11 protein-coding genes are annotated in these 17,009 nt (G+C 47.4%); 7 read left to right on the top strand and 4 right to left on the bottom strand.

Going from position 1 to position 17,009, the window contains the following annotated elements; all coding sequences use genetic code 11:
* Positions 1-11: 11 nt before the first annotated feature.
* Genes IEW88_RS18000 through IEW88_RS17990 form a run of 3 tightly spaced genes read left to right on the top strand, consistent with a single transcriptional unit; the run spans position 12 to position 2,836 of the window.
* Positions 12-1,280 (top strand): glycosyltransferase, encoded by a 1,269-nt coding sequence (locus IEW88_RS18000; RefSeq protein WP_147905281.1) that lies wholly within the window; start codon positions 12-14, stop codon positions 1,278-1,280.
* Positions 1,273-2,037: a Nif3-like dinuclear metal center hexameric protein gene (locus IEW88_RS17995; protein ID WP_147905282.1), complete on the top strand. Its 765-nt coding sequence runs from the start codon at positions 1,273-1,275 to the stop codon at positions 2,035-2,037. Before IEW88_RS18000 ends, IEW88_RS17995 begins: the two co-directional genes overlap by 8 nt.
* Before the next feature lie 22 nt (positions 2,038-2,059).
* Positions 2,060-2,836 (top strand): methyltransferase domain-containing protein, encoded by a 777-nt coding sequence (locus IEW88_RS17990; RefSeq protein ID WP_229670605.1) that lies wholly within the window; start codon positions 2,060-2,062, stop codon positions 2,834-2,836.
* A 367-nt stretch (positions 2,837-3,203) separates the two neighbouring features.
* On the opposite strand, the gene tamB is transcribed toward IEW88_RS17990, so the two are convergent.
* Positions 3,204-7,010 (bottom strand): autotransporter assembly complex protein TamB, encoded by a 3,807-nt coding sequence (gene tamB / locus IEW88_RS17985; protein WP_147905283.1) that lies wholly within the window; start codon positions 7,008-7,010, stop codon positions 3,204-3,206.
* Positions 7,007-8,716, bottom strand: a complete 1,710-nt coding sequence (tamA, locus tag IEW88_RS17980) for an autotransporter assembly complex protein TamA (RefSeq protein WP_147905284.1) — start codon at positions 8,714-8,716, stop codon at positions 7,007-7,009. The genes tamB and tamA overlap by 4 nt, the downstream gene beginning before the upstream one ends.
* A gap of 596 nt (positions 8,717-9,312) precedes the next feature.
* Between tamA and IEW88_RS17975 the strand changes: the two genes are divergently transcribed.
* The gene (locus IEW88_RS17975) at positions 9,313-10,050 is read left to right on the top strand and encodes an alpha/beta fold hydrolase (RefSeq protein WP_147905285.1); all 738 of its coding nucleotides are present in this window, start codon (positions 9,313-9,315) and stop codon (positions 10,048-10,050) included.
* A 161-nt stretch (positions 10,051-10,211) separates the two neighbouring features.
* Here the strand turns inward: IEW88_RS17975 and IEW88_RS17970 are convergent, their stop codons facing one another.
* Positions 10,212-10,445: a hypothetical protein gene (locus IEW88_RS17970; RefSeq protein ID WP_147905286.1), complete on the bottom strand. Its 234-nt coding sequence runs from the start codon at positions 10,443-10,445 to the stop codon at positions 10,212-10,214.
* Positions 10,446-10,733: 288 nt separating this feature from the next.
* Between IEW88_RS17970 and IEW88_RS17965 the strand changes: the two genes are divergently transcribed.
* The 3 genes from IEW88_RS17965 (at position 10,734) to IEW88_RS17955 (ending at position 16,334) form a co-directional block, all read left to right on the top strand.
* Positions 10,734-13,697 carry an ExeM/NucH family extracellular endonuclease gene (locus IEW88_RS17965; protein ID WP_147905287.1) on the top strand — a complete coding sequence of 988 codons (2,964 nt, stop codon included), beginning with the start codon at positions 10,734-10,736 and terminating at the stop codon, positions 13,695-13,697.
* Between the two features lie 271 nt (positions 13,698-13,968).
* Positions 13,969-14,322 carry a hypothetical protein gene (locus tag IEW88_RS17960; RefSeq protein WP_147905288.1) on the top strand — a complete coding sequence of 118 codons (354 nt, stop codon included), beginning with the start codon at positions 13,969-13,971 and terminating at the stop codon, positions 14,320-14,322.
* Positions 14,323-14,717: 395 nt separating this feature from the next.
* On the top strand, positions 14,718-16,334 hold the full coding sequence (locus IEW88_RS17955) for a methyl-accepting chemotaxis protein (protein WP_147905289.1): 1,617 nt from the start codon (positions 14,718-14,720) through the stop codon (positions 16,332-16,334).
* A 141-nt stretch (positions 16,335-16,475) separates the two neighbouring features.
* Here IEW88_RS17955 and IEW88_RS17950 read toward each other — a convergent pair whose 3' ends face one another.
* On the bottom strand, positions 16,476-16,901 hold the full coding sequence (locus IEW88_RS17950) for a hypothetical protein (RefSeq protein WP_147905290.1): 426 nt from the start codon (positions 16,899-16,901) through the stop codon (positions 16,476-16,478).
* Positions 16,902-17,009 lie beyond the last annotated feature (108 nt).

Here is a 17,009-nt window from a genome sequence, read left to right as displayed (position 1 = left end):
CAGTAGTTTTTATGGCTGTGCTTTTAGTGGTCGGTTATGTCTGGCCTGAACCCAATTCTTCTGCCGCTGGCAGCCGTATGCTGTCGTTGCTTTCGATGTTTCGGCAGCACGGCTGGACTGTTATTTTTGCCAGCCCAGCGGAGAAAAGCCCACACCGTTTTGATTTAAGCCAGTGGCAGATCGCTGAAGAGCAAATTCAGTTAAACGACAGCAGTTTTGACGAGCAACTCAAAGAGTGGCAACCCGACATAGTGATGTTTGACCGTTTTATGCTCGAAGAGCAGTTCGGTTGGCGGGTCGAGCAACAATGCCCCAACGCTTTACGGCTGTTGGATACTGAAGATCTGCATTTTTTACGTTTAGCCCGCCAGCAAGCTTTTAAAGCGGGCAGGGAAGTGACACTGCAGGATTTGCATTCTGAACAGGCGCAGCGTGAAATCGCCGCTATTTATCGTTCTGATCTGACGCTGATTATTTCAGAGGCTGAAATGCAGCTTCTGACTGAACATTTCAAAGTGCCGGCTGAGCTTTTGTGTTATAGCCCATTTTGGCTGGAAACACCTGCCAACGCAGATTTGCCAACATTCGAACAGCGCCAGCATTTTGTTTCTATTGGTAATTTTCGCCATGAGCCAAACTGGCAGGCGGTACTGTGGCTCAAACAGCAAATTTGGCCTTTGATCCGCAAACAACTGCCCAAAGCCGAATTGCATATTTATGGCGCTTATCCACCGCCTAAAGCCACACAGTTGCATCAGCCGAAAGAAGGGTTTCTTGTCAAAGGCTGGGCAGAAGATGCGGCAGAAGTGGTTAAGCATGCCCGGGTTTTATTGGCTCCTTTGCCTTTTGGTGCGGGTTTAAAAGGTAAGTTTATTGATGCAATGATGCAGGGCACACCCAATGTCACCACAGGTGTTGGTACTGAGGGCATGTTGCATCAAGGGCAATGGGCCGGACTGATGGCTGAAACCGCACAACAGATAGCAGATGCGGCCGTGCTGTTGTATCAGGATGAGCAGTTATGGCAACAAAAGCAGCAGCAGGGTTTTATTATTTTGACACAACGTTTTGCCATCCATCAGCATCAACCCCGCGTCTGGCAACAACTGATGGATGTGCAGCAACAGCTGTCACAGCATAGATTAACCAACTTCACCGGCGCTATGCTGAGGCACCATCAGCATCGCAGCACGCAATTTATGGCGCAGTGGATTGAAGCAAAAACTAAACTGGCAGAGCTGAAACAGAACTCTGTCACGCAGGAGACAAAGCATGAGTGAAATCAGCCGTCAGGCGCTAATTCAACTTCTTGATCAGGAGCTACAAAGTGGTCTTATTAAAGACTATTGCCCTAATGGCTTGCAGGTTGAGGGCAAAAGCCAGATTAAAAAGATTGTCGCGGGTGTCACCGCCTCTCAGGCCTTGCTGGATGCCGCTGTGGCCGCTGGTGCTGATGCCATCATGGTGCATCATGGTTATTTCTGGAAAAACGAAGACTATGCCATTACTGGTATCAAAAAACGCCGCTTACAAAGCTTGCTGAAACACGATATCAGCCTGATAGCCTACCATTTGCCACTGGATGTGCATCCGCTGCTTGGCAATAACGCTCAGCTGGCCTTAAAGCTGGGTTTAACCAGTTGGCAGGCTGTGCCAGGTGTCAGCCCATCGGGCGTACTGATGCGTGGCACTTTAGCAAATCCTATGACCAGTCAGCAGATTGCAGACAGGCTGCATCTGGAGCTTAATCGCTTACCTTTGTTGCATGCAGTCTTGGATAAAGCAGTGACTGAACTGGCCTGGTGCACGGGCGGAGGCCAATCTTATATCGACCAGGCTTATGCTGCTGGTGCAGAGCTTTTTATCAGCGGTGAAGTGTCGGAGCAGACTATTCATAGCTCACGTGAGCTTGGCATCGATTTTATTGCCGCAGGCCATCACGCCACAGAACGTTATGGCATTAAAGCGCTGGCTGAATTTGTGCAGCAGCAAACTGGTGTGCTCTGTGAATTTATTGATATCGATAATCCGGCTTAGGGCTATAAGTAGTGAGTAATTTGTGGTGAGTAAAAAACAGCAGGACCGTAATTTTGACGGCATAGCGGGCAAATTTCAGAAGAATATTTATCAGACCACCAAAGGCCGTTTGCGTCAGGCGGTATTGCTGCGTGATTTTGCTGAATGCGCCGATTTGTCAGCACCAAGCCGCATTCTGGATGTAGGCGCAGGACAGGGCCAATTGGCGCTGGCGTTGGCGCAGCAAGGCCATCAGGTGACTTTAACTGACTTGTCGCAGGATATGCTGGATATGGCGCTTGAGGATGCAAAGGAGCGCGGTGTTGATACGCAAATTCAGTGTCATGCGCTGGCGTTACAGCAGTTATCAGAGCAACAATGGCCAGCGTTTCCAGTGGTGCTTTGTCATGCTGTACTCGAATGGCTGCATGAACCGGCAGAGGCTATTAAACAACTGCGTGCTTTAGTGCAAACCGGTGGGCTGGTGTCGCTGATGTTTTATAACAAAGATGCCAAACGCCTGAGTAATATCATTTATGGCAACTTTAACTATGTGCTGCGTGATTTAGCCTTTAAGAAAAAAGTCAGTTTAAGCCCACAAAACCCGCTGCAACCTGAAGATGTGTATCGTTGGTGCAAAGAGGCAGGCTTTATCATTGAAGGCAAAACTGGCGTGCGTTGTTTTCATGATTATCTGCGTGACCGCTCCGAGCAGGAAACTGAATTCGATAAGCTGTTACAGGTCGAACTGCAGTACAACAGGCAAGAACCTTATGCCTCAATAGGACGGTATCAGCACTTGTTGCTTCGCGCTGTATAACGAAAGCCTAAAACGGGGTTAGATCAGGTTGTTAATAATCTGAGCTAACCCCGTTTTTATTTGCTGAAAATTTAAAGTAAAAAAACAGTTGCAGTGTGGAATAAAGCTGTTATGATTAATTTAGTAATGCGAACTGTTATCATTTGCAAAATTCGTAATCAAGTGGGAAGTCTGCGCCCTGCCAGGAAGGCAGCTTGATTTCGTAGGCGGGTAATTGTTGTGTTACATGTTGTGACCCTATGACAACAACTGTTCTGCTGTTGTTGTCGAACTCCGAAGTCTTTGCCCATCCAAAGACCACGTTCTGGCCCGGCCTTATTAGCCGGGCATTTTTTTATTTATGGACCGGACGCGCAGTACCAATGCTTTAATCAAATTCAAACTTATAAAGAACATCCACTGCGCTATCCAGGCCTTGCACGGCCTCCAGATAAAGGTTCTTCATCAACTCGTACCTTAAGGTAAATTCACCTAAAGAGTTAAATATACCGACACCATATTTTAATTGCAGTTTGGGTGATAAATAGCCGCTGACGGTAACCTGAGAATCATCCCCTGTGCCTGCTGTATCGAGTGTGAATTGCTCAAAACCAAAAGCTTTGCCTAACTGACTGACCATGCCATTACTGTTAGCTATGCCCAGACCTATCAACCCACTGGTTAAAGGGTTACTTCTACTATCACCACTGCCGGACAAATCCCGGCCCATCAACAGATAAGATAAAGCGTTCGCCTGAGGTTTGGAGGGTTCAGAAAATATCACCACTGAAGCTTGATCGGCTGGACCGTTTACTCTGATACCTGCTATCACATCATCTTCAGTGGAAGAGGGGTTGCGAATGGCCTCAATATTTAAAAATGGCTGATCGGCAGGACCATTAAATATCAGTTTGCCTTTACGGATCAGCAAATCCTGGCCGTAAGAGCGGAAGGTTCCATCCAAAATATTCACTTCGCCTTTTAAGCGTTGTTGTGGACCATTTTGGCTCAACAACAACTGACCTTTGAGCCGACTCTTTAAACCAAAAGCCTGCAAATTGACCTGATCGCCCAGAATCAGTCGCATTTCGGTGACTAGTTTGACTGCACTGGTTGTAGCACCACGCCTTACCTCCAGCTCCTTGTTTAGCAGAATTTCATCATCCGAAACTTGTACCGCATTTTGTGGCAAGTCGTCTATGGCTAGATCGGCTCTGGGGATCTGAATCGTACCTTGCACAGCAACGACTTGATTCTGTGCCAGTACCGTCATCTCTGGATTGATATAGACTATGCCCTGCGGTAGATTCAGCGGCAGTTGTTGCCCGCTTAACGCTAAACGAGCCTGATAGTTGGCCAAATTAAACCAGTCAGCATAGCCTGATAATTGCGCTTTACCTTCACCACTTTGGATCTCTGCGCTCAGCAGAGCTTTTTGTTGTAAAAAGTCCAGCTGCAGATGGCCTTGCTCTATATCCAGCGGGGCATTATGACCTTGCAGTTTCATCTCACTGACTTTGATCTGCCCCGATAATAAAGGCCGACCTAAAGTTCCGCTGGCACGGACCTGGCCATCCAGAGTGGCAAAGAATTCACTTTGTTCTGGTAATAAGGTGCGTAAAAAACTCAGATCCAGTCGGGTTAACGTCAGCTCTGCTTCCAGCTTTTTGTCTGCTGCAGTTAAGTCGGGCAGGGAGGCTGAGCCTTTGAGTGAACGGTCATCACTAAACTGCATTTGCCAATTCGTGGACAGCTTTTTGGGAGTCAGTACCAGTGCTGCATCCCAGCTTTGCCACGGCAGTTGCAGCGGATTGACGTCGGTTTGTTGCCATTTTCCCGCTGTGCCTGTTAATTTTACTGTTGCATTCAGACCTTGTTTTTTACCCCAGCTCAACTGCAGATTTGCATCGGCTTCGCCCGTCAATCGTTGTGATTCGCCAATAAAAGGTTCCAGCAAAGCCAGCTGAAACTGTTGCAACCGTAACGCTAAGTCACCCTGGCTGCTGCTGATGTTGCTGGCTTTTTCCAGGCAGAGTCTACCTGGCTCTGATGACCAGCAATGAGCTGGCACACTGAGTTGTTGTTTTGGCCAATCCAGCGTCATTCGCATCATATCGGTTAAAGCCCAATGGCCAACAGGAGTCTGCAATTGAGCTTGTTGCAGTTCTATTTGCCACTGCTGTTTAGGCTTTGCCGTGGCTGCGGCCTGTAGCTGTGCTTTGTAGTCGGCGCCGTCCAGCTGGATTACCAAATCGCTGCTGTTTTTATTGCCCGTCAGCAGCAACTGGGCTGAATTCAGTGGTTGTCCGGACAGCGTGCCTTTACCTAAGGTCAGTTCCAGCTGATGATCCAGATTATTGCTGTTGAGCAATGCATTCAGGCTGATGTTTTGCAGACGCATTAGCTTTTTATAGCGCAGCTTCTCACCCTGCAGCTTGATATCCAGAGCCGGGTGTTGTTGTGGTCCTGTGACTTTGGCGCCGGCCATCAGGCTGCCCTGGGCGCCCTGAATGGAGCTTGCCAGATCGGGAGCCTCCACAGACAATGCCATTTGCCATTTGTCTGTCACTTGGCCTTCAGCGGTCATTTTATTGGCGCCATGCTGCAACACCAGTGTCTTACTGCTTAATTGCTCAACGGTCAGCTCTTTGCCTTTGGCCTGTAATTGACCCGATAAAGACAGCGGTTGCTGCCGAACTTGCCCCTGAATGGCCAAAGTAGGCAGTTCAAGCTGCCATTGTTGCTGGTGGTAACTGGCTTTGAGTTTGATATCGCCACTGAGTTGTCCCGGATAATCTTTTAGCCATGGCTCCAACTGCATTTGATCAAGCGACAGAGCTGCATCCAGCGCCAGTTCTTTGGTTAAATCCAAAGCACCTGTACTGCTAAGATTGCCCAGCGCGGAATTTAGCGTGAATGCAGACCAGCTCAACACCGGGGCTTGCCAGTGTGCATTGAACTGCAATTGACTATCGGGCAATTGAGGAATTTGTTGCTGGCTTTGCAAAGTGAGTTTCAAATCCGCTAATGAACCTTCCGCATCAAGCAGCAGTTGCTGCATTTTGTATAAGGGTTCGCCTTGCAGTGGCCACTGCAGGCTGCTGGCCTTTAAGTGCAGTTGTATGGGTAGTCCTGCGGTCAGAGGGGCCACTTCCACTTTGGCTGTAGCTTGCTGAGTGCCTGTCAGTTCAAGGCCTAGCTGCAATTGGTCCAACGAACCGGCTATGCTGCTATTGAGTACTAAGCCAGAGCTTTGTGCTTTGACAAAGCCCTGCAATGCAAAGGGAGTGGAATTGGTCAGACTCAGTTGTACTTGCGCATTAATAGCGTTGTCTTGCAAATCCGGCTGAGTTATCCGCAGCTCTGTCAGTTTAAACTCGGTGAGTTCAAACTGATCCGGGTTCGCTTCCAGTGAAAAACTAAGCTGCTCTGCAGAAAGTTGCTGTGCACCTGTGACTTCAGGTCGCTGTAATGTGAGCTTTTTTACACTCAGCCACAGCGGCAATTCAATGCGCTTCAGTTGTGGCACCTGATAATGCCACCAGGCCACAGTGTTGGTTGCGGTGCTGGCTTTTGTGGTGCTGGTTGAAGTGCTGTTTTGCGCTAAAGATTCTGGCAGGTGCAGCTGTAATTGGTCCAGTAAGGTGTCGCCCAGCGATATTTGTTGACCACCAAATTTTAGTTCTGTGTTCAGGCTATTCAGACTAAGCTGCAGTTCATCTTGTTGCACCCTCAAATCAGTGATCTGCAGTTGCTTAATACGGACTTGGGGTAGTTCCAGTACTGTATCAGCTTGCTCTGGTGCAGTCTCTGCTAGGGTAGACGAACTAAGTACCAGGTTCACACCTTCTGCTGTTGCGCTGTCCAGACAAATCTCAAACCGGCCTAAACAATACCAGCTGACTTTAGCTGCAAGGCTGTTGATCTGAAGTGTTACACCGTCCTGCTGAAACTGCAGTCCAGTCAGTGTAAAACCTTCGGCCAGCGTGCCACTGATTTGGGCTATTTGAACCGGGCTGTCGTCCGGTAACAAACGGTTCAGCAGTTGCAGAGGTTTGTTGGTATAAAACAGCACAATCAGGCTGAGCAACAGCACTAAACTGGAGCTTAAAAGGAGTTTCTTCCAACTAAAAGCTGAGCTGACATTTTTTACATCAGGCATGGTAGTGCGCTCTTCGCTGCCATTGACACTCATAATTCCGGCCCCAAACTAAAATGCAACTGCAGGGCCTGATCGGAGGGCACATCCAACCCCCATGCAATATCAATACGAATAGGGCCAACAGGGGAGGCCCAGCGCACACCTAAACCTACTCCACGGTAAATATCGGCTTTGTCATTCCAGGCACTACCGGCGTCAAAAAATGCTGCGGCCCACCAGTTACCTGACACTCTGTGCTGGTATTCAAGTGCGGCTGTCGCCAGATAACGTGCTCCTAACAAATTGCCTTCAGTATCGACTGGAGAGATTGATTCGTAGGAGTAACCACGAATACTGTTATCTCCACCTGCAAAAAAACGTAACGAAGGTGGAAGTTCGGTGATGGCTTCCATTAATACGGCACCTGCATCTACCCGTACCAGATAACGTTGATCATCGGAGAAAGAGCCTATCCAGCCAACCCGACTACGCACACGGACAAAACTATTGTCGGAGCCCCAGGTCGGATCTGAAACTTCAGTGCCAATTAAATATCGACTGGCTTCAGCGGGCATACTGCCACCACTGTCCCAACTGCGGCTGAAACTAATACCCGGCATAATCAAATTTGCACTGCCAGAGTCTGTGCCCTGCACATAATCTTCATATAACCAGCGTATTGACGCTGTTCTGTACCACGCATCCTCCAGCAGCCAGTGTCGTTCCAGCGAGGTATTGTATTCCTGACTGCGAGTATCTTCTAAGTCTTTATTTTTTACACCGAAATTGAGTTTATAAAAATCCTCAGTGACGTTTTTCTTCGGCCATTTATACCCGACTTCCACTGTTTGTTCAGGAGCAGACAAGGCCATTTTACTCGACAAACTGTGACCTCTGTCATTCAACCACGGCTTGTTCCAATTCAGTTTAATACGAGGCCCCAGATCGGTGGAGTAACCCAGACCTGTCTCTACGATATTACGGATCTGAGGCTCTACCTTGACCTTTACCGCCAGATGTTGATCAACAGTTTCCGGATCGTCCACTGTGACGTCTATGCTGCGAAACCAGTTGGTTTCAGCCAGACTTTGGTTGAGTTCACCCAGTTGACTGGACTGATAATGCTCGCCGGGTTTGAACGGCAGCATGGAATGCAAGCGCTCCTCACGAATTTGGCTGCCTTCGAATGTCACCTCACCAAAGTGATAACGTGGGCCTGAGTCAAACTGAATATGAATAAAGCCCTGAAGCAAGCGCGGGGCGACGGATAGTTCTTGTTTGACAAATTTCGCCTGAAAATAGCCCCGGCGTAGCGCCAGCGAGTTCAGCTGATTTTTGATTTCTTCATAGCGGCCATGATGCACTCTGTGATTCACTTTTGGCCCTATCTGTTTGACTAATTTGCCAAATTCAGGGTCTGTGGCAGCTTCGCCAGTAATCTCTACTTTAACTGATTTGAGCCTTACAGCCTCGCCCGGTGTAATGGTCAGTCGTAGTTTTTGTTTATTTTCCTTACCGACCAGACTGGGTTCGATGCTCATGCGGTAATAACCGACGGCGCGACCCGCGAGTTTGACATCCTCTATAACTTTGGTTTGAAAACGTCTGGAACCCAGGTTGTTTTTTGCAGGCAGCCTGTCTAGGTACAGTTCAATATTATCTGCAAGGGAGCCCGAAACGCCCTTGAGTTCAATTTGGGGATGCGCTGCGGCGGCAGAGGCGGCAAACAGAGCCAGAGTGGCCAGAGTCCTGTACAACAAAATGCGAACTATCCTTCGTGTTAGAACCGGGTCAGTGGCACCCGGTTGTGTTCTAAGAGTATAACAGTCACACGAAGTTCAGTACGTTTTCAACAGCTTCCCAGACCAGTTGCTTGTTTTTTATTCTTTCACGCTCGCAAACAAAAAGGTTTTCATCAGTAAACACCCTTTTGGTTTTCTACCCTAGATCCGAATGCCTGGTTCATAGACCCCGCTGGCTGCACTTTTTGCTGATTGCCTTTGTATTCATTACTGTTTTACCTGGCGTCGGGACCTATTCAGTCGATCTGCCTGTGAATTAAGAGCGGATTTCCCTGTCACTCGGGCCTAACAGAGCAAAAATCTGACCTGATTGAACCTCAAAACTAATACGGCTAACCGCTTTGACAGTGCAGTAACTTTCTTCTATCTGGTATGGATAAATCCTTATCAAGCGGTGCCTTCACGATAGTGGCTCACGCATATCAATGCCATCGCTTTTGTCACAAGAGTGACGGGTAACCATTTATTAAGCGAAACGCGACGTTTTTTGTCAGCACTTTGTCATCTGCCTACAGTACACTGAACAGCAGGACGGGTAATGGTGATATGGACGGATGAAGATAAACATGGCTCATACCATAGTGTTGCTGCCTGGGTTGGATGGAACCGGGATTTTATATCAGCAACTGGCGCAGCAGTTAGCTCCTGAGTATGAACTTCAGGTGATCGCTTACCCTCTGGATCAGCTGTTGGATTACTCCGAGCTACTTGACTTTATCCGGCCGCAATTGCCGGAGCATCCTTTTGTGGTGTTGGCTGAATCTTTTTCCGGACCTTTAGGGATTTTGCTGGCTGCAGAGCAACCACACAATTTAACAGCCCTGGTGTTGTGTGCCACGTTTGGCCGCAATCCTTTACCCGCGTTCAAAGGTTTAATTCATGCGGTAGACAAACTGCCGTGGAACGAGCTGGTTCATCATTGGACAGCCTTGTGGTTACAAGGGCGTTATGCCAGTGCAGAGTTATCTGCGTTGCTGGAAAAAGCCCTGACTATGGTGTCAGAGCCGGTAATTAAATACAGGGCTAAACAAGTGTTGCAGGTGGATGTGCTGAAAGAATTTGCGACTTTAACTTTGCCACTGATGTATTTGCAGGCAAGGCAAGACTGGTTGATTTGGGCTTTTAATGCGAAAGCCTTGTTACAGTTGCAACCTGATATGCAACTGATCCGTTTGGATGCACCGCATTTTTTATTGCAGGCTATACCAGAGCAGGCCGCGGCACAGTTGAAGCAGTTTATTCAACATCAGCTCAATCCCAGACAAGCCACTGAAGATGCGGTTCTGGCATAAAAGTTTTGATTTACAGAGAGATAAAACCTGTACTGACTCTGCCAAGCTGGGTAAAGCAAATCAATGAAATCCTTGTGCGCTGACTCCGGTAGGATCAGAACAACGGAGTCAGCAGAACCTCTGTTTCTACGGCAGTTCAGGGATAAAAAACCAGTCAAACGCTAATGCGTCGGTGTTTTGTCCGCCTGTGCGGTCAGTAAAAACAAGATCTTATCCATATTCAGCTTTTCATACGGCATTAAACGTTCAGGTTTACCTTCACGCCTGATAGACAAATGGTCCGCAGTAAAGGCCAGCACCGCAGAAGAAGTGGTGATGGTATTGCCTTCGACTTTGTAATGGCAGTGGGCCAGATCTAAAAAAGCTAAAATACGATTACGGATACTGATCATCATGGATTGAGCTCCTGTGTAGCGCTTTTTAATAATATTCCCTTGTGGTGAATTACTTCTCTCACTCCGGGAGGAGTTCTCATGCACAGGCTCAGACAAAAGCACAGTCGGCTTTGTTCCGCCGCTTCGTAAAAAAGTTTGAAAATAACGATGGATCTCCGCTGAATTCAGTTGAATGGTGCAAATATTGCGATTGATTAAATAAAGCCCTTAGTTTATTAATATGCCTGTAACATGATTAACCTCTAATGTTTACCCGTTAAAATTATAAATAACTCAAAAGTGAACTCCATGAGCATAAAAAACCTATGTGCTGTTGCCGTTGCGCTGGCACTCAGTCCACAACTGCACGCCGAATTACTGATCTCCGAATATGTTGAAGGGTCTTCCAATAACAAAGCCGTAGAACTGGTGAATCTGGGCAGTCAGACTGTTGATTTAAGCCAGTACAAACTGCAGATGTTTTTTAATGGCAACACGACTGCCGCTACCACTATTAATTTAACCGGCAATCTGGCACCCGGTGCTGTCTATGTGATTGCCAACAGTAATTCTGTTGCTGCACTGAAAGACAAAGCCCAGTTGCTCAATAGCTCATCCTGGTACAACGGTGATGATGCGCTGGTGTTGTCCAAAGGCGATCAGGTCATTGATTCTTTTGGTCAGGTCGGCTTCGATCCGGGCAGTGCGTGGAATAGCGGTGGTGTTTCGAGTATTGATAAAAGCTTAAGACGCAAAGCGTCAGTCACTACAGGGGATATCACAACCACTGATGTATTTGACCCTTCATTGCAATACGATCAGTTTGCACAGGATGATTTCAGCGACATTGGCAGCTACAAGGGTTCAGGTTCAGGCACACCGCAAGAGCCTGTTTATGTGCATGGCCAATGTGGTGATTCAACCACGCTGATTTCCGCCATTCAGGGCGAGACAGATGTATCTCCTTTGAAAGGTCAGACTGTGTCAGTCGAAGCCGTAGTGACTGCCAGTTTCCAGGACAGCTCCGGTTTAAAAGGTTTCTTTATTCAGGAAGAAGCTGCCGATCAGGATCAGAATGCGACCACCTCTGAAGCTGTGTTTGTCTACGATAACCTGTCTGGTAAAGCCGCAGTAGTCGGCGACAAGGTTCGGGTTAGTGCTTTGGTTGAAGAGTCTTTTGGTCAGACGCAACTGGCAAAACTGGTAGATTTAACCTCTTGTGGTGCAGGTGAAGCTGTAGCTGCGGTACCTGTCACTTTACCTGTCGCCAGTTTAAGCCAATTTGAAGCCCTTGAAGGCATGAAAGTGCGTTTAGCAGAGCCTCTGGTGGTGACAGACAACTATGGTCTAGGCCGTTACAATGAGCTTGGCTTGTCGTCTGAGCGTTTGTATCAGCCGACACAAATTGCATTGCCGGGTGATGCGGCTAAAGCTGTGATGGCAGCCAACAGCCTGAATAAACTGGTACTGGACGACGGATCTAACCTGCAAAATAAAGATACTTTGTATCCTGCTCCGGGTTTATCCGCCAGCAATACAGTGCGGGTTGGCGATGAAGTTTTACCTTTTGATGCAGTGCTGGGTTACGGCTTCAGTAAATACCGGGTTCACCCATTAACTGAACCTGTATTTGTCAGCAGCAATCCACGTACAGAACAACCTGCGATCAGCAAAGGCGATTATCGTATAGCCAGCATCAATGTGCTGAACTACTTCAATGGTGATGGCGCAGGCAATGGTTTCCCGACCTCTCGCGGTGCTTCTACAGCTGTTGAATTTGCCAAACAACGCGACAAAATTATTGCCGCCATCTCGGCGATGAACGCCGATTTGGTCGGTTTACTGGAAATTGAAAACGACGGCTTTTCCGAGCAATCGGCCATTGCCGATTTAGTGCGCGGTTTAAATGCAAAAGCCGGTGCTGATGTCTGGGCTTTTGTTGATTTTAGCGTTGCTAAAGTGGGCACCGATGAAATCACTTCTGCGATGATTTATCGCAAAGACAAAGTCGTACAGGCAGGCACAGCCGCTATTGGCAATGCGGCTCCTTTTGATTACGGCAACAGACCTTTAATCAGCCAGAGCTTTAAACTGCAGCAATCCGGTGAACTGCTGAATTTGACTGTGGTGCACTTAAAATCCAAAGGCAGCTGCCCGAGTAATAAAGCTGATCTGGCGAACATCGACTCAGGTGATGGTCAGGGCTGCTGGAATGGTTTACGTCTGCAGGCTGCAACAGCCATGGGCAACTGGCTGGCCGGTTACCCAACAGGTATAGAAACAGACAATAGCGTGATTGTGGGTGACTTTAATGCCTATATGCAGGAAGACCCAATCCGCGCGATGAATGACTCAGGTTATGTGCAGGTCAGTCAGCAGGTGCATGGCAATAAAGTCAGCTCTTACTTGTTTAATGGCGAATCGGGCACGCTGGATCATGTGTTTGCCACAGGTGACATTAAAAACCGTGTCGCTGAAGTGACTGAGTGGGCTATCAACGCTGATGAACCTGTGATCCTGGATTACAACGAAGAGTTTAAATCTGAAGTAGCCAAAGCCAACTTCTATGCGCCAGGCCCGTTCCGCTCTTCGGATCACGATCCTTTGGTGATGTCGGTGTATTTTGCCAAGCCAGTTGTGCAAGACCAGTTTTTCCTGCTGGATGAGCAAGCCGCCGCTGGCACTGTGGTAGGCCAGATTGTGACCAGCTCTGCGGTAACTATTACCGGTTACCAGTTATCAGGTGAGCAGGCCGACTTATTCAGTGTCAATGCCAACGGCCAGTTAGTGGTAGCAGCCGGCGCCGAACTGGATTTTGAAAGCCGTCAGGTGCTGCGTTTTGAATTGACCGCAGAAACTGAAACAGGTCTGGTATCTGAACCTGCCCGCATTGAAGTGCAACTGAATGATTTACCTGAGTTGCCTGTGATTCGCTTAGAGGGGTTACCCGCTGTGATTTCCGACAGTATTCGTCCCGGTACTGTGCTGGCGACAGTCAAGGCTGAAGCGACAGGCAACAACGCCAGTATTCAAAGCCTGGAGCTGATTGACAGCAACAAATACCTGATCTTTAACAAGGGGCAACTGACTCTGAAAAAGAAACTGAACGCTAAACATCAGCCTGAACTTAAATTCAGCATCAAAGCGACAGACTCTTTGGGCGTCAGCACTACTGTCCATTACGTTATTGAAGTAAAAGACAGCAAAGGTAATGCGGTAGTACAGTGGGTGATTTCGGTGATTAACGCTGTATTGGGGTGGTTATTTGGTTAACTCCTGTCTGAATCAGACTTGCGTCTAGTGAGACAGCCACCTGCGGGTGGCTGTTTTTTTGACTGCTCATCTGGGTTATTTTGTGTTACAAGGAACCTAACAGGTTAGCCAGAGTCTGGTTAATCCAGATCTAAAGCGTTCATGCAGTTCAACTGCTTAGTAAAAGGAAAATTATCAGGTGAAACCACAGTATTGGGTAGCTCTTGTGAGTGTAGTTATGTTGCTTGCCGGATGTTCTTCAACTCCCCATCAGCGCTCTGAGGCGAGGGCAGTGTTTAAGGCCTGCGTGCATCCGGATCAAAGCAAACAATTCAGTTATCGCAAAGGTCGTCCTATGCAGATAGAGCAAAAGGTGATGATGCAGCGTATGGCAGAGGAGCGCTCTATGCAAAGACGAGCCCGGCCTGTCAATGCAGACCGTTATGACAAAGAACCAGGTGAAGGCCCTTTGTACGACGAACTGGCTGAACTGATGGAAACAAAACAGTTTTGCAAAGAAGGCTATTTTGAACTCGACAGCAGTTTTGAGCATGGTTACGAGCGAATTATTGGCGAATGTAACGACAGCGCCACAGCGCAAGAGATGCAAAAACTGCCGGCTTGTGGGCCAGAGGACAGGCTCTAATACAAGAGTGAATGCACTGTGGCTCTTGAGTCCCCTTGTATTGACCTAAGCCATTAGATTTACTTTTACCAGAATGAAAAGAGAAATGCGAAAAGGCAGGTGAGCAAATTCACCCTGTCGTATCAGTCATCCCGGGGCTTTTGCTCTTTGTCGCAAATGTACTCCATTCTGATATCTTTGACCTTTACTTGAGTTAAATCAATACCAAAGACCTGAGCAGTATTCATAATCAGGCTTTAGGCTACTAGTAATTTGCTGATAAATCTCTGGTTCCATGTATCAGTTCCTATATCTGCTCCACTCTGTGTTTTAAAGTTAAAAATGATAAAAACGATATGTAAATTGTGTTTCCTATGGTATAAATGATAAAAATGCTAAGCTGGGAGCTTTAATCTATGAACTTCAATAGTATTCGCGTGAAAAGCAGTATTCCAACCCTATTGATGGCGATCACTGTGCTTGTTGTGATCACGCTTTTTAGTTATCTCAATTCATTACAGCGGCATGCATTGAGCATCGAGGACGAAAATTTTTTGCCGGCCGTATCTACGGTACTCAATGCTGACCGGGATTTGTATCAGGCGAAGTTAGCCTTGGCAATCTTAAAAAGCGGTAATACCAAAGAGGGGGATGCTGCAAAAGCAGACTTTGATGAGAATGCACTTCAGGTCCAACAGCGTTTTAACGAATATTTGGGATTTTTGTCTGACTATCCAGAGATCGCAGTAAAATTTGCAGATTTTGAACAGAATTATCAAAGCTGGCGGCAAAGCGCCGTGGTTCTTTTTGATGCGCAGACTGAGCTTGAATTCAATTCGTTGTTATCAGTGGAAGATGGCAAATTCGCAGAATTGAGGAAAATACTGAATCTGGCAGGCGAAGTTGCTCTGGAGCTGTCAGAGCAGGAACAAGCCAAGTTAGATGCGCAAATACAATGGTTTACCAACATAACATACGGCTTTGCTTTCATATTGTTGCTGATTTCCAGCTGGTTTAGTTATAAAGGCCCACGCGATCTGACCCGACAAATTAATGCATTGACTCAGCGTCTTGGTGAAATAGCGAGCGGTGATGGTGACTTAACGGCGCGTCTTCAGATCAGCAGTAAAGATGAATTTGCTGATTTGGCTGTACAGTTCAACAGTTTTATTGCCAATCAATGCGACATGATTGCGGCTATTTTGCAGCAGGCCCGGCAACTTAGTCAGTTGACTACCCAGTTGTCTGATTCAGCAGTAAAAACCAATGCCATTACCTCGTCGTTGAATACTGCCTCTGATTCTATTGTCAGTGCTGTGCACGAGATGACATTAGCCAATAAAGAAATGGCACAAGTAGCCACAGAAACAGCTCAGGAGTCAGACCAGGCTCGTAAAAGTGCAGGCCTTGGTCTGGAGGTTGTGGCCAAAGTGACTCACAGCATGGATAAACTAACTGCTGATGTAGATGCTGCTTTGGGATTCTCCACCGATTTGGAAAAAAGTTCGGGCACTATCAGTTCTGTACTTGAAGTGATCCGTAGTATTGCCGAGCAGACCAATTTACTGGCATTAAATGCGGCAATAGAGGCTGCTCGTGCAGGCGAACAGGGCCGCGGTTTTGCGGTGGTGGCAGATGAAGTGAGAACTCTTGCGTCAAGAACCCAACAAAGTACCAATCATATTCAGGAGATTATAGTCCAGTTACAAAACCGGGTGTCTGAGTCGACTCATGCCATCACGAGCGGTAAGCAAAACGCCGATTTGACTGTAGAGAATTTTGGGCAGGCTGAGCAAGTGTTCCATCTGATTATGCAATCTTCAGTGCAAGTCAACGATATGGCTATTCGTACTGCAGCAGCAACAGAAGAGCAGGCTGTGGTATCGGAAGAGATCACTAAGAACCTCTACGCATTGCACGATCAGGCCAGCGCAGCTGGTGATGTAGCCAAAGAAAACAATAAGTTATCGGCGGAGATCCGGCAGTTATCTGACGTACTTTTTAATCTGGTGGGTAAGTTTAAAATCAGCTGAGTGATCCGGCTAAAGATGCTTCAAAGCCTGCGGCAGAAAGGTTGCAGGCTTTTTTCTGCAATAAAGCAACTGACGTTTTTAAGAGTCAAAGATTGCGGTTCACAACCCAGCTGATTGCCACAACGCAGGGTCAGCAAGTTGCTAACACTTTGAGTTTGATAGGCTGGGCAACGCAAAGCCGACACTGTTTAGCCAGTCTAAAGCGTCTTGCTGATGGGTGAATATCTTTTTTTGGCTCGTGTCGCTTGCTTGGTTTATCACTTTATCTAATTGATGTTCCCTGAGGTGGCTCGGCTGAAAAACATAAGCTGTATACTTCAACTGATGCGATACACACCAGCTCATCAGATCTTTCATTACTTTTTCAAAATCCGGTGTGCCTAGTTGCCACTGGTCCAAAAAGACCACCCGTGCCCATGGTTGGCCATTCATGGATAGCGCCAGATCTTTTAACTGAGTGGCGTAATCCTGTGCAGTATCCATGCTCCATGCACCGTATACCTTTGCAACTATCAGCTGATTTTCCCGCCAGAGTGTAAAATGTCCGTGGTAGTTCATTCTTTGCATTTCTTCCTTGGTAAGCGCTCTGCTCTGAATAGTCACTATGGAACAGGTCGTCCGATCCAACAAGGGACAATTTTGCAGCAAAGTGGCGAGATCGGGCAAAACTGAGAT

The sequence above is a fragment of the Rheinheimera tangshanensis genome (assembly GCF_014645135.1).
Classification (GTDB): domain Bacteria; phylum Pseudomonadota; class Gammaproteobacteria; order Enterobacterales; family Alteromonadaceae; genus Pararheinheimera; species Pararheinheimera tangshanensis.
The sequence above is the reverse complement of the archived record's forward strand: the minus strand, read 5'-3'. Positions and strand labels throughout refer to the sequence as shown.

What these genes read in the sequence shown, in the direction of transcription:
- IEW88_RS18000 (WP_147905281.1), top strand. Translation starts at nt 12, where the DNA reads ATGGCTGTGCTTTTAGTGGTCGGTTATGTCTGGCCTGAACCCAATTCT.
- IEW88_RS17995 (WP_147905282.1), top strand. Translation starts at nt 1,273, where the DNA reads ATGAGTGAAATCAGCCGTCAGGCGCTAATTCAACTTCTTGATCAGGAG.
- tamB (WP_147905283.1), bottom strand. Translation starts at nt 7,010, where the DNA reads ATGAGTGTCAATGGCAGCGAAGAGCGCACTACCATGCCTGATGTAAAA.
- IEW88_RS17975 (WP_147905285.1), top strand. Translation starts at nt 9,313, where the DNA reads ATGAAGATAAACATGGCTCATACCATAGTGTTGCTGCCTGGGTTGGAT.
- IEW88_RS17970 (WP_147905286.1), bottom strand. Translation starts at nt 10,445, where the DNA reads ATGATGATCAGTATCCGTAATCGTATTTTAGCTTTTTTAGATCTGGCC.
- IEW88_RS17965 (WP_147905287.1), top strand. Translation starts at nt 10,734, where the DNA reads ATGAGCATAAAAAACCTATGTGCTGTTGCCGTTGCGCTGGCACTCAGT.
- IEW88_RS17955 (WP_147905289.1), top strand. Translation starts at nt 14,718, where the DNA reads ATGAACTTCAATAGTATTCGCGTGAAAAGCAGTATTCCAACCCTATTG.
- IEW88_RS17950 (WP_147905290.1), bottom strand. Translation starts at nt 16,901, where the DNA reads ATGCAAAGAATGAACTACCACGGACATTTTACACTCTGGCGGGAAAAT.